A 12,699-nucleotide genomic window follows, 5' to 3' on the forward strand; every position below is an offset into this window, starting at 1 on the left:
CATACGGCTTTAAACGGTTTAAAAGACCGTCCGTTCACGCTTGCGGATGGAGGGCCCGCTGGCTCAGAAGATCAAGCTTTCGACGATTGCCGACGCGCTTGGGGTTTCGACCGCAACCGTGTCGCTTGCGTTGCGTGACAGCCCGCTTGTTGCCGATGTCACCCGCGACCGCATCAAGCAGCATGCCCGCGAGATCGGCTACATCTACAACCGCCGTGCCGCCAGCCTGCGCACCTCGCGCTCCGGCATCGTCGGGGTCGTCGTCCACGACATCATGAACCCGTTCTACGCCGAGATTTTGCGCTCCATCGAGAGCGAACTCGACCGCAGCCGGCAGACCTTCATCCTGTCCAACCATTATGACGACCTTGAAAAGCAGCGCACCTTCGTCGACACGCTGCTGCAGCTCGGCGCCGACGGGGTGATCATGTCGCCAGCCATCGGCACGCCGGCCGAAGATATCGTCATGGCCGAGGAAAACGGCCTTCCCGCTGTGCTCATCGCCCGTTCGGTGGAAGGGGCGGAGGTTCCGGTCTTCCGCGGCGACGACGCCTATGGCACGGCACTCGCCACCAATCACCTGATCTCGCTCGGCCATAAGCGCATCGCCATGATCGGCGGCACCGACCAGACCTCGACCGGCCGCCACCGCTACCAGGGTTATCTCAACGCCATGGAAGCGGCAGGGCTCGAGGTGCTGCCGAGCTGGCGCATTGCCGGTCCGCGCACCAAGCAGGGCGGTTTCGAGGCGGCGGCGCAGTTCCTGGCGCTGAAGGACAAGCCGACCGCTGCCTGCTGCTGGAACGACCTCGTCGCCATCGGCCTGATGAACGGCATCGCGCGTGCCGGCCTCGTGCCCGGCCTCGACGTTTCGGTCACCGGTTATGACGACCTCGAGGAAGCGCAGATCGCGACACCGGCGCTGACCACGGTGTGGAACGGCCAGCGCGAGGTCGGCCGCCGCGCCGCGAGCGCGCTTCTCGACAAGCTCAACGGCCAGTCGGTGCGGCCGTCGCAGGAACTGATCAAGCCTGAGCTGCATGTCAGGCAGTCCACCGGAAAACCCAAAGAACGCACATGACCGTACCCAACATCGAAGCGCCGGTGATCCTGATCCCCGGCCAGCTGCACCCGCACGTCGCGGAGAGGCTCAAATCGGCATTTCCGCTTGTCCATCTCACTGAAAGCGATCCCGCATTGCTGACCGAAGAGATGAAGGCAAAGGTGCGCGGCATCGCCTCGATGGGCCGCGTCGATGCCGCCTTCATCGATGCCTTGCCCAATCTCGAGATCATCGCCAATTTTGGCGTCGGTTACGATGCCGTTGACGCCCGCCATGCCGGGGCGCGTGGCGTCATGGTCACCAACACGCCTGACGTTCTGACCGAGGAGGTTGCGGACACCGCTGTCGGCCTGCTCATCAACGCCGTGCGTGAGCTGCCGCGGGCCGAAGCCTGGCTGCGCGACGGCCGCTGGCAAAGCGACGGCGGCTATCGCCTGACGCCGGGCACGCTGCGTGGCCGCCGCGTCGGCATTTTCGGCATGGGCCGCATCGGCCTTGCCATTGCGCGCCGGCTTGAAGCCTTTGGGTTGCCGATCGCCTATCACAATCGCCGTCCCGTCGACGGCCTTGCTTACGACTACCATCCGACGCTGAAGGAACTGGCATCCGCCGTCGACACGCTGGTGTCGGTGGCGCCGGCCACGCCGCAGACCGAAAAGATCGTCAATGCCGAGATTTTTGCAGCCCTTGGCGCCAACGGCGTCTTCGTCAATGTCGGGCGTGGCGCCACTGTCGATGAGGCAGCGCTTGTCGAGGCACTGTCGAACGGCACGATCCTGGCCGCCGGCCTCGATGTCTTCGCCGATGAGCCGAACGTGCCGCAGGCACTGATCGACTTGGCCAACGCTTCGCTGCTGCCGCATGTCGCGTCGGCGACCGTCCATACCCGGCAGGCGATGGCCGACCTCGCTGCCGACAACATCTTCTCGTGGTTTTCCGATCAGCGCCGGGCACTGACGCCGGTGCCCGAGACCGCACATGTGAAAAGCGGGACTATGTGATAAACACGTATCTTCTGATGTTCAGCGGCATCTATCTGCTGTGCGTGTTCCTCGCGGTCGGGGCCTCGCTTGTGCTGAACTTCGAGCTGCCGTCGGCGATGGGAATCATCATCGTGATCGCTGCCATGGCGCCTGTCGTGCAGAAGTTCGTCGGCGATCACCGGCGCGTTCCGACCCTCGGTGAGCGGACGACGCTTTCGAGCGGCATCGGTGTCGCCGTCATCATCCTCAACCTTGGCCTGGCCGCGGTCTTTTTCTACGTCGCGAAGGTGTTTTTCGGCGGCGCCAACCCGTTCGCGTATTTTCAGGAGCTGCTTGATATGGCGGCCCGAGACGGGTTTTCGGCGCCCGTCGTGCTTGCCGGCCTGGCGGCGATTTCCTTCCTCAGTTGGCTCGCCGCCTTCTTCTACGTTCCGTTCGGCGCGCGCGCCGCGTTGAAGCGGCTCTCGGCTTCTTGAGCTGCGGTCCGAGGAGCACTGCCCCCCGGTAAGGGCCCCCTCGGTAAGGTTGAGCTTATTCCGCCGCCGTCCGTGCCGCCTGGCGTGCAACCGCATGGGCGCGTACGGCATCGCCGAAGGCCTTGAAGATACGCTGCGAGACGTCGTCCGACTTGACCCAATATTCCGGGTGCCACTGCACGCCGACGGCGAAGGCGCTGGAATTGCGCACCGACACCGCTTCGACAGTGCCGTCCGGCGCCACCGCCTCGACCTGCAGCTTCGGTCCGAGCCGCTCGATCGCCTGGCGGTGGACCGAGTTGACCAGGATGTTGCCGGCGCCGAACACGCCGGCAAGGCAGCTACCCGGCTTGATGGTTGCCACCTGGTGGATGGCGAAGCGTTCGTCCTGGTTGTCGCTGACGGGTGCGCGGTGATCGGCGATGCCTTCACGCTCCTGGATCTCGGTGGCGAGCGAACCGCCGAGCGCAACATTGAGCTCCTGGATGCCGCGGCAGATGGCGAGCAACGGCACACCGCGCTCGATCGCCTTGCGGATCAGCGGCATGGTCGTGGAGTCGCGGGCGAAGTCGTAAGGCCCATTCGGCTTCCGTCGCTTCCTCGCCATAGAGGCGCGGGTCGACGTTGGACTTCGAGCCGGTCAGCATCACGCCGTCGACCGAGGACAAGAGCTCGTCGAGGTCGAGCCGGTCGCCGAAATTAGGCACCAGCACCGGCAGCACGCCGGCGCCCGAGATCGCCGCCTCGAGATATTGCTGGGGTGCTGCATGCCAGGTGTAGTTCTCGAACTGCTTGACGTCTGACGACACGGCAACGAGCGGCTGGTGCATGATCGGGTTCGAATCCTTTGGAAAGCAGGCTGTTTCCTTGCCTACAAAATAGGCGATCCCGTGGCGCTTTTCCAACACAAGTTTGCATATCTCGTATGTGCCAGACGAACGGGATTAGACTATAGTTTTAGGTGCTTGGGCTGCCGCAGTGTTTTGCGCGGTCAAACTTTCGCCGGCCCATCGGGTGCGCTTTACTCATCCCCTTCGCCGTGTATTGTCGCGGTCGGCGTTAGTGGTGGGAGGCCAAATATTTCCCCAGCGTCGTATGTCTTTCGGTCCACTATGGGAGGATTTTGATGGATCGCCGTTCATTTATCAGGAAGGCCGGAACCACCGGCGTAGGTGCGGCCGCTGCCGCAGCGACGCTTGCGGCACCGGCAATTGCCCAGTCCAATCCCAAGATCACATGGCGGCTCGCGTCGTCTTTCCCGAAGTCGCTCGACACCATCTTTGGTGGCGCTGAAGTCCTGTCGAAGCACCTGTCGGAAGCCACCGACGGCAACTTCACCATCCAGGTGTTTGCAGCCGGTGAAATCGTTCCCGGCCTGCAGGCAGCCGACGCCACGACTGCCGGTACGGTCGAAGCCTGCCACACGGTGGCATATTATTACTGGGGCAAGGATCCCACGTGGGCGCTCGGTGCGGCCGTTCCGTTCGCGCTCAATGCACGCGGCATGAACGCTTGGCACTACCATGGCGGCGGCATCGACCTGTTCAACGAATTCCTGGCGACGCAGGGCCTCTACGGTCTGCCCGGCGGCAACACCGGCGTCCAGATGGGCGGCTGGTTCCGCAAGGAGATCAACACGGTTGCCGATCTGCAGGGCCTGAAGATGCGCATCGGCGGCTTCGCCGGCAAGGTCGTCGAGCGGCTCGGCGTCGTGCCGCAGCAGATCGCCGGCGGCGACATCTATCCGGCGCTGGAAAAGGGCACCATCGACGCTGCCGAATGGGTCGGCCCTTATGACGACGAGAAGCTCGGCTTCCAGAAGGTCGCGCCCTACTACTACTATCCCGGCTGGTGGGAAGGTGGCCCGACGGTCCACTTCATGTTCAACAAGGCCAAGGTCGAAGAACTGCCGGCAGCCTACAAGGCGCTGCTGCGTACGGCGGCCCAGGCGGCCGATGCGAACATGCTGCAGAAGTACGACTTCCTCAACCCGACGGCGGTCAAGAGCCTGGTTGCCAACGGCGCGCAGCTGCGTCCGTTCAGCCCGGAAATCCTCTCGGCCTGCTTCGACAAGGCCAACGAGGTCTATGCCGAGATGGAAGCCAGCAATCCCGGCTTCAAGAAGATCTGGGATTCGATCAAGGGGTTCCGCAAGGAGCACTATCTCTGGGCCCAGATCGCCGAATACAACTACGACACCTTCATGATGATCCAGCAGCGCAACGGCAAGCTCTAAGCTTCCGCCCTGCGACGTGTCAGAGGCCCGGGGCGCACATGCGCTCCGGGCCTTTTCGTTTGCAAGCTCAGGAGCAGGCGACCTCGACGAGAACGCCGCCAGGGGCATTGCAGTAGAAGGTCGTCGTCCTGGTGCCACCGCGTGTCAGCTCCTGGACGTCGCCCGTGTCGAAACCGGCCTCGACCAGTTCGACCTGTTTCGTGCGGACCGTCTCGGGGCTTTCGACGAAGAAGCCGACATGGAAGCCCGACGGGTAGGGGCCGTCGTCCCTGGACGGCTTCATCAGGTTGAGCACGAAGCCGTCAGTGCCGCGCAAAACGGCAAAGGCCTCCTTGCCGCGCATGTCGAGCTGTTCGAAGCCGAAGTGGCTGACGAAGAAACCCGACAGAGCGGCAACGTCGGTGGTGGTCAGATTGGCGTGATTGAGTTTCATGTCCGTTTTCCTGTCCTTGATGGGTTGCGGACAGGATTTGACTTGTCGAGACCGGAAAGACCGTGCGCTGAAGCTCAGCGTGTTGCCACAGACCCGCCGGCCGCGCGGCAAGTGCCATCGCAGTCCGGCCGTGGGTCCTCCCGCATAACGGTGGACAGGCTTCCCAAGGGGGAAGTGACCGGACTTACCGAACCGGTCAGGTCTTTTTCGGCGATCGCCAGATACCAGCATTGTGACGATCTGGCAAAGGCAATGTCGTCTTGATGAGTCCTGCTGTTCTTGTCTTCGCCCCATCTCTAATGAAGTTATCGCTTAACAATAGATCAAAAAATCGTTCCATCGACCTGCCTTGACCGGACCGCCGAAGGATTTGCGCTTGTCGCGAAATTATTTGGATGAATTTCGGGAATATCCCGAAGGCATGTCGAAATCCGGCAATGGCTTCCGTTCTTGGAGCATAGGCAACAACTCAACCGGTGATTTCGACATGATGTTGACGACGACGACTCTCTACGCCCTTATCCTCATCGCAATCTGGTTTGTTCTGTGGACCAGGGTCACCTCGGCCAGATCGGCGCTGAATTGTTCGATTGGCGATCGTGGCGACCTTGCGCTGCTGCAAAAGATCCGCCGGCACGGCAACTTCATCGAATGGGTGCCGTTGGTGCTGGTCCTGATGGTGCTGGCGGAGGCCCAGGGTGCCGATGCGCTGTGGCTGCATGCCGCAGGCATTCTGCTGGTTGTGGGGCGGCTTGCCCATCCGTTTGGCTTGCAGATCGACAATGCCGGCCACCCGCTGCGTTATGTCGGCAACGGCACCAACATCCTGGCGGTCCTCGTGCTCGCCATTGCCCTGGTGCGGATTGTCACCGGCCTCTGATCCCCGGCAATTTCAAAACCACGGAGCCCTTCATGATCCTGAATGTTCGGGACCTGTCAGTTCGCTTGCGCCAGCTCTGCACGCTGTTGCTGGCGGCCCTGGCTGTTACGATCGCAGCGACGTTGCCGCTGCAGGCACAAACCGCCATAACCGCAACGGAAGGAAAAAAGCCCATGCAATACATGCTGTTGATCTACGGTGACCCCAAGCTGGAACCCGCCTACGGCACGCCGGAGTTCGAAACCATGATGGGCGGTTTCTTTGCCCTCAACGAGCGGATGAAGGCGGACCAGGTGCTGATCTCAGGCGAAGGCCTGCAAGGCGTCGAGACGGCAACGTCGGTGAAGCTGCGCGGCGGCAAGGTCGAGACGATGGACGGGCCGTTTGCCGAGACGCGTGAACATCTCGGCGGCTACTATGTCATCGATGTGCCCGATCTCGACAGCGCGCTGCGCTATGCGGCGATGGTTCCCTCGGCTGCCTGGGGCACCGTCGAAGTGCGCCCGCTGATGAACTACAACCCGACAGAACAGTAACATGTCATCTGCCGCCTCCAGTGCCGTTGCCATGACCAGGGCTCTCGACAGCCTGGTCCGCAACGACCGGGGGCGGCTCATGTCCGCCCTGATCGCCCGTCTCGGCAGTTTCCAGCTCGCCGAGGACGCCTTGCAGGATGCGATGGTGTCAGCGGTTTCTCACTGGAGCCGCAATGGCGTGCCGCATTCGCCGCAGGGCTGGCTGCTGCAGACTGCCTATCGCAAGGCGGTCGACCGCATCCGGCAGAACAAATCCGAAGCGCGCAAGGTCGATGGCTTGCGGCCGCTGTTGCCGGACGAGGCCGCTGATGATCCCGACGAGATTCCGGACGAACGCCTGCGCCTGATCTTTACCTGCTGCCATCCCGCGCTCGAAACCAAGTCCCAGGTCGCCCTGACCTTGCGGACCATCGCCGGCCTGTCGACGATTGAGATCGCGCGCGCCTTTCTCGACGCCGAGACGACAATGGGGCAGCGGCTGTCGCGGGCCAAAGCCAAGATTGCCGCCGCGCGCATCCCCTATGCGGTGCCTGAGCCGGAGGAATGGGCGACGCGGCTGCAGTCGGTGCTCGCCGTCATCTACCTCATCTTCACATCAGGCTATGCCGCGGGCCCGGGCTACGGCCGCGACCTCGCCGAAGAAGCGCTGTTTTTGTGCCGGCTGCTGAACCGGCTTCACCCTGATGATCCCGAGATCGAAGGCTGCCTCGCCTTGCTGCTCATCACCCATGCGCGCTGCCCGGCACGTGTCGATGCGGATGGCGTGACGGTCGCGCTAGCCAAGCAGGACCGGACCAAATGGGACCGGGCGCAGATCGATGAAGGCCTTGGGTTGATCGACGTGGCGATGCAGCGCCGCGCACCGGGTCCTTACCAGATCAAGGCCGCCATTGCCGCCTGCCATGTCCAGGGCGATGCGTCCGACTGGCCCCAGATCGTCCTGCTTTATGACAGCCTGTTGCGCCTCGAGCCGACCGCCGTCGTGCGCCTCAACCGGGCTGTCGCGCTGTCGGAGGCAGGGTGGCTCGAGGCCGCGTCGCGCTCGCTTGACGCACTGGCGTCCGCGCTCAAGGATTATCAGCCCTATCATGCGGCGCGCGCCGAGCTGCTGTCGCGCATGGGGAATTTCAGCGAAGCGGCCGCCGCCTATGCGATTGCCATCGACCTGGCCAGCTCGGTGTCAGACGCGGCCTTCCTGCGGCGACGGGCTCAGCATTTGGCCAGACAGGCGGGATCGGCCTAGGTCAGCGGCTTGCCGGAAGCAGGTCATGTCGGGACAAAGAAAAAGGCGCCTTTCGGCGCCTTTTTTGTTCAGTTGAAGCTCGGCGGTTTCGACAGGTCGTTGGCAGGTGCCGCTGGTGCTGTGCCGGGCGCTGGTGCCGTGCCGCCGGGAGCCGGTGCTCCAAGCGGCGGCAGGCCGATTCCGCCGCCCAGTCCGGGCATGTCGGGCATCTTGATCTCGATGGTGCTCGGATCGACCGGCGTGCCCTTGTAGTGCATCACCATCTGCGGGAAGGCGATGGTAAGCCCGATCATGATGATCTGGATGCAGACGAAGGGAACAGCACCCCAGTAGATCTGCCCCGTCGTCACCGGCTCGATGTTCTTGCCGGTGACGCGGTCGAGATAGGGCACGCGGGCCGCGACCGAACGCAGGTAAAACAGCGCGAAGCCGAATGGCGGATGCATGAAGCTGGTCTGCATGTTGACGCCCAAAAGCACGCCGAACCAGATCAGGTCGATGCCGAGCTTGTCGGCGGCCGGCGCCAAAAGCGGCACGATGATGAAGGCCAGTTCGAAGAAGTCGAGGAAGAAGGCCAGCAGGAAGACCAGGATGTTGACGGCGATCAGGAAGCCGACCTCACCGCCGGGCAGCGAGACCAGCAGATGCTCGACCCAGAGATGGCCGTTGACGCCGTAGAAGGTCAGCGAAAACACCCGCGCGCCGATCAGGATGAACAGCACGAAGGACGACAGCCTCGTCGTCGAAGCCAGCGCCTGGCGGATGACGTCGAGCGAAAGCCGTCCCTTGATCGCCGCCATGATCAGCGCACCCACCGCGCCCATCGCGCCGCCTTCGGTCGGCGTGGCGATGCCGAGGAAGATGGTGCCGAGCACGAGGAAGATCAGCGCCAGCGGCGGGATCAGCACGATGATGACCTGCTGCGCCAGCCGCGACATCATGTTGAACTTGAGGCCGCGGTCGAGGATGGCCGCGATGTAGATGACGACGACACCGACACAGGCGCCGAGAATGTCGGCATTGGCGCCATGGGTTGGCGACAGATAGACATGCGCGGCATAAGCGATCACCACAGCCAGCAGCAATGCCGCAAACAGTGAGGTCACGCCGTGGCCGAGCGTACGCGCTTCGAGCGGCAGCGCCGGCATCGACTTCGGCCGAATGATCGACATCAGCAGGATGTAGGCCATGTATAGCCCGGTCAGCACCAGGCCGGGGATCAGCGCGCCCTTGTACATGTCGCCAACCGAGCGGCCGAGCTGGTCGGCGAGCACGATGAGCACGAGCGAGGGTGGGATGATCTGGGCCAGCGTTCCCGACGCGGCGATGACGCCTGAGGCAAGGCTCCGGTCATAGCCATAACGCAGCATGATCGGCAGCGAGATCAGGCCCATGGCGATGACCGAGGCGGCAACGACGCCGGTGGTTGCGGCGAGCAGCGCGCCAACGAAGATGACCGCATAAGCCAGGCCGCCGCGGATCGGTCCGAACAGCTGGCCGATGGTGTCGAGCAGGTCTTCGGCCATGCCGGAACGTTCGAGCACGATGCCCATGAAGGTGAAGAACGGGATCGCCAGCAGCGTCTCGTTCGACATCACCCCCCAGAAGCGTTCGGGCAATGCATAGAGCAGCGGCCATGACAGGTTGATGGAGTTGTTGGAGTAAGGCGCGAGTTCGACGCCGATGAAGAAGAACAGCAGGCCGTTGGCGGCGAGCGAAAAGGCGACCGGGTAGCCAAGCAGCATGAACACGATGAGCGAGAAGAACATGATCGGCGCCATGTTCTGGGCGATGAACTCGATCATGGACGCACCTCGTCGGCCAGCGCCTTGCCTTCAAGTTCGGCTTGCTCGTGAGCCGAGATGAACGGGGTCGGATCGTCCATGTCGCCGCGCATGATGGCGATCTTCTTGATGATCTCCGAAATGCCCTGGAAGCCGAGCTGTACAAAACCGCACAGCAGCAGCGCCTTGGCTGGCCACAGGATCAGGCCGCCGGAGCTGGACGACATTTCACCCGAGCGGAACGACAGGCCGACATAAGGGACGAAGTAGACGATCATCAGGATGACGAAGGGCATCAAAAACAGCAGGTGGCCGAGCAGGTCGATCCAGTGCTGCACCCGGCGCGAGAACATGCCGTAGATGATGTCGATGCGGATATGCTCGTTCTGCTTCAGCGTATAGGCGGCGGCCAGCATGAAGGCGGCGCCGAACAGGTACCACTGCAGCTCCAGCCAGGCGTTGGACGACATGTTGAATGTCTTGCGGATGACCGCGTTGCCCGCGCTGACGAGGATGGCGAGCAGGATCGCCCAGGATATGGTCTTGCCGATTGCCTCGTTGATGCGGTCAATCAATCTGGATAGAGCGAGAAGCCCTGCCATGCATTCCTCCCTGATGTGGTGGGGCAGCTGTTGTTCCCCGACGTTCTTTTTCCAGCATTCCCCGATGTTCATGGGTATGCCGGTCAAGGGTGTCGCGTCAACACGACAGCCTGACCGCGTCAACCGCTGCGAAGGTCGCAAATCTAGGGAAAAAGCTGCTGTGACGCTGCGGCATACAACCAAAGTCGCACATGGAAAGCGCCGCTTCAGACCGCGCTGGGTGCGTCCTTGCGGTCACCGGCCAAGACCAGCATCGCCGCGAGCAGGCCATACATCCAGGCGTCGCGCCATTCGATCGGAAAATAGCCGGCCCACAATGACTCGGCGATGCCAAAGGCGGCGGCACCAAGGGCGGCGCGAGCGGGGGCGTAATAACCGCCGACCGCGGTGATGAACAGGATCTTCAGGCCATAGACGAGGCCGGCGCCGAAACCGAGATTGCCATAATAAAGTGCCGCCAGCACGCCGGCCAAACCGGCGCACAGACCGCCCAGCAGCAGGGCGCGATGGAATACGTGTGTCGTGTCGATGCCGCAGAGTTTTGCGGCGAACGGATCGTCGGCGACGGCCCGCCAGTGCTGGCCGAAGTTTGACCGTGCCAGCAAGATCGCACCCCAGACGATGACGACTGCCGCCACAGCCGTGTTGATCAACTGGATCACCGTCAACGTCGCGACGAAAGTGCTGCCCGAGGCAAAGACGACAGGCGTCGAAAGCATCGGCGGCAGCCAGTAGTCATGGGTGTCGGCGGCGATCCGGCTCAGTTCCATCAGCACCAGCATGACACCGAGCGTCGCGGCAACGATCGCGTTGGGCGAACGGCTGACGAGCGGGGCGAAGACCCACTGCGACAAGACCCGGCTGAGGAAGGCGGCATAAGCGAGTGCGACGACGATACCGAAGGCGATGGTCACGGGCAGCGTCAGCCACAGCGCCTGCCAGCCATAGACGGCGGCCAGGATCATGGTCTGGCCGCAAAAGGCGAAGATGCCGCCATAAGCGAGGTTGGTGCGCTTGAGCAGGCCGTTGCCGAGCGCGTAGCCAAAAGCCAGCAGGCCGTAGATCGCCGCCGAATGCACGCCGTTGAGAAGCTGTTGCAGGAAATAGAGCATGCACGACCCGGCACGGCGGGCACATCCCGCTGCGTGCCGAAATTGCGCTTTGGAATCTAACTTGTCAAATTACGTTTACCAGTTAGATTTGAGGCATGGCAGTTTCCTGGATCCAGCATCGCTTTTCCGGCGGCGCACTCGCGCTCGACACCACCAACACGGTTGTGCTTCGAGGTGATGCGGAACGCAGCTTTGACCGCTTCGATGATCCGGTGGAGATCGGTCGCTTCGCCGAGGCCGCCAGCGGCTTTCGCGCCGACGAGCTCAAGGGCCGGACCCTTGCCGCGCCCGACCCGCATGCGATCGCTGGCAAGGTGATCGCGATCCGGGAAGCCACCGATCGGCTGATGCGGCGCTCCGTTGTCGATGGCGTGCTGGCAGCAGCCGACATGCCAGGCCTTCTCAACGCCTGTGCCGACGGGCTTGCCGGTTCACGCGAAAGCCTGAGTGCCGCCGCACCCTTCGGTGCCGCGCCGGAACCGTTGGCGTTCGAGGCCGCACTCGCCGTTTCAGCGCTATCGCTGTTGTCTGCCGACACCATGTCGCGGCTGCGGATCTGCCCGAACTGCAACTGGCTGTTCGTCGACCGCAGCCGCAATGGCAGCCGGCTGTGGTGCGACATGGCCGTCTGCGGCAATCGCCAGAAGGCGAGGCGCCACTACAGCAGGCGCAAGCAGGAGGTGGCGAATGCCTGAGCGGAGATTTTTGCGCGCGGCCTTTGCCCTTTCGGTGCTTGCTTTGCTGGCATTGGCCGGCTGCCGTGAAAGCAGCGGCGGGGGCGACTATTTCGAGCTGTCCGGCCGGCTGTTCGTCTTCAACTACCGGGTTGCAACAGTGCAATATCTGGTGACACTCAGACCGCTGAAACCGGTCGGCCAGGGCGAGGTTGCAATCGCGACGTTCGAGAACCCTGCCGGTGGCGAGGCGCTTGTCGTGCGCCAGAAGATATGGCCGCTCAACGACAAGGTGACGATCCACAGCCCGCCGCTCGAATGCGTGGTCAAGGACAGGGCCTACAAGGTGTCGATCCGCATCGAGGATGCCAAGGGCGCCGTAATGCAGGCGCTGGAGACGACGATGACTTCGTCGCAGGATCAGTCGGTGCTGCCCGACAAGCCGCTTGTCGTCGGCCCGCTCTACGACCCGAACCCTGAGCTGAAGGGTCATCCCGACGGGCATCTGCCCGGCGGCCGCGGCGTGCCCTGTCCACCTGCTGCCTGAGCTTTCCGGCTAACGGAAATTTTCATGCGCGTCGACGTCATTTGCTTGTGCATTCGTGCGTGGCCGGCGGCCATACATGCGTTCGATTGCTCATTTCCCCCTGCAAAGAAATTCGTTTGACGCGACAGCC

General features: G+C 63.0%; 13 protein-coding genes and 1 pseudogene. 9 read left to right on the top strand and 5 right to left on the bottom strand.

What is annotated here, in order from left to right; translation table 11 throughout:
* The first annotated feature begins 46 nt into the window (after nt 1-46).
* Genes ACHMW7_RS10360 through ACHMW7_RS10370 form a run of 3 tightly spaced genes read left to right on the top strand, consistent with a single transcriptional unit; the run spans nt 47 to nt 2,522 of the window.
* Entirely contained in the window at nt 47-1,081 is a 1,035-nt protein-coding gene (locus ACHMW7_RS10360) for a LacI family DNA-binding transcriptional regulator (protein ID WP_395450160.1), read from the top strand.
* Entirely contained in the window at nt 1,078-2,064 is a 987-nt protein-coding gene (locus tag ACHMW7_RS10365) for a 2-hydroxyacid dehydrogenase (RefSeq protein ID WP_395450161.1), read from the top strand. Before ACHMW7_RS10360 ends, ACHMW7_RS10365 begins: the two co-directional genes overlap by 4 nt.
* Before the next feature lie 17 nt (nt 2,065-2,081).
* Entirely contained in the window at nt 2,082-2,522 is a 441-nt protein-coding gene (locus tag ACHMW7_RS10370; protein ID WP_395450162.1) for an ABZJ_00895 family protein, read from the top strand.
* Nucleotides 2,523-2,577: 55 nt separating this feature from the next.
* Here the strand turns inward: ACHMW7_RS10370 and ACHMW7_RS10375 are convergent.
* Nucleotides 2,578-3,352: pseudogene (locus ACHMW7_RS10375) on the bottom strand (gamma-glutamyl-gamma-aminobutyrate hydrolase family protein).
* 296 nt (nt 3,353-3,648) lie between these two features.
* On the opposite strand from ACHMW7_RS10375, the gene ACHMW7_RS10380 reads away from it, so the two are divergent.
* Complete coding sequence (locus ACHMW7_RS10380) at nt 3,649-4,758, top strand: TRAP transporter substrate-binding protein (protein WP_395450163.1); 1,110 nt, start codon at nt 3,649-3,651, stop codon at nt 4,756-4,758.
* Between the two features lie 67 nt (nt 4,759-4,825).
* Here ACHMW7_RS10380 and ACHMW7_RS10385 read toward each other — a convergent pair whose 3' ends face one another.
* Nucleotides 4,826-5,191, bottom strand: a complete 366-nt coding sequence (locus ACHMW7_RS10385) for a VOC family protein (protein WP_395450164.1) — start codon at nt 5,189-5,191, stop codon at nt 4,826-4,828.
* Between the two features lie 349 nt (nt 5,192-5,540).
* On the opposite strand from ACHMW7_RS10385, the gene ACHMW7_RS10390 reads away from it, so the two are divergent.
* From ACHMW7_RS10390 to ACHMW7_RS10400, 3 genes are read left to right on the top strand one after another with little or no spacing between them, the layout of a single operon-like run.
* On the top strand, nt 5,541-6,071 hold the full coding sequence (locus tag ACHMW7_RS10390) for an MAPEG family protein (RefSeq protein ID WP_395450165.1): 531 nt from the start codon (nt 5,541-5,543) through the stop codon (nt 6,069-6,071).
* Between the two features lie 32 nt (nt 6,072-6,103).
* Nucleotides 6,104-6,607: a YciI family protein gene (locus tag ACHMW7_RS10395; protein ID WP_395450166.1), complete on the top strand. Its 504-nt coding sequence runs from the start codon at nt 6,104-6,106 to the stop codon at nt 6,605-6,607.
* Nucleotide 6,608: 1 nt separating this feature from the next.
* Nucleotides 6,609-7,850, top strand: a complete 1,242-nt coding sequence (locus ACHMW7_RS10400; protein WP_395450167.1) for an RNA polymerase sigma factor — start codon at nt 6,609-6,611, stop codon at nt 7,848-7,850.
* 68 nt (nt 7,851-7,918) lie between these two features.
* On the opposite strand, the gene ACHMW7_RS10405 is transcribed toward ACHMW7_RS10400, so the two are convergent.
* The 3 genes from ACHMW7_RS10405 to ACHMW7_RS10415 form a co-directional block, all read right to left on the bottom strand.
* Nucleotides 7,919-9,655, bottom strand: a complete 1,737-nt coding sequence (locus tag ACHMW7_RS10405; RefSeq protein WP_395450168.1) for a TRAP transporter large permease subunit — start codon at nt 9,653-9,655, stop codon at nt 7,919-7,921.
* Nucleotides 9,652-10,236 (bottom strand): TRAP transporter small permease subunit, encoded by a 585-nt coding sequence (locus ACHMW7_RS10410; RefSeq protein WP_395450169.1) that lies wholly within the window; start codon nt 10,234-10,236, stop codon nt 9,652-9,654. Before ACHMW7_RS10410 ends, ACHMW7_RS10405 begins: the two co-directional genes overlap by 4 nt.
* A 206-nt stretch (nt 10,237-10,442) precedes the next feature.
* On the bottom strand, nt 10,443-11,348 hold the full coding sequence (locus ACHMW7_RS10415; protein ID WP_395450170.1) for a branched-chain amino acid ABC transporter permease: 906 nt from the start codon (nt 11,346-11,348) through the stop codon (nt 10,443-10,445).
* Between the two features lie 95 nt (nt 11,349-11,443).
* On the opposite strand from ACHMW7_RS10415, the gene ACHMW7_RS10420 reads away from it, so the two are divergent.
* Nucleotides 11,444-12,043 (top strand): CGNR zinc finger domain-containing protein, encoded by a 600-nt coding sequence (locus tag ACHMW7_RS10420; protein ID WP_395450171.1) that lies wholly within the window; start codon nt 11,444-11,446, stop codon nt 12,041-12,043.
* Nucleotides 12,036-12,569 (top strand): hypothetical protein, encoded by a 534-nt coding sequence (locus ACHMW7_RS10425; RefSeq protein WP_395450172.1) that lies wholly within the window; start codon nt 12,036-12,038, stop codon nt 12,567-12,569. The genes ACHMW7_RS10420 and ACHMW7_RS10425 overlap by 8 nt, the downstream gene beginning before the upstream one ends.
* The last annotated feature ends 130 nt before the right edge of the window (nt 12,570-12,699 follow it).

Origin of the sequence: Aminobacter sp. UC22_36, from assembly GCF_044056035.1 — a bacterium.
GTDB lineage: Bacteria > Pseudomonadota > Alphaproteobacteria > Rhizobiales > Rhizobiaceae > Aminobacter.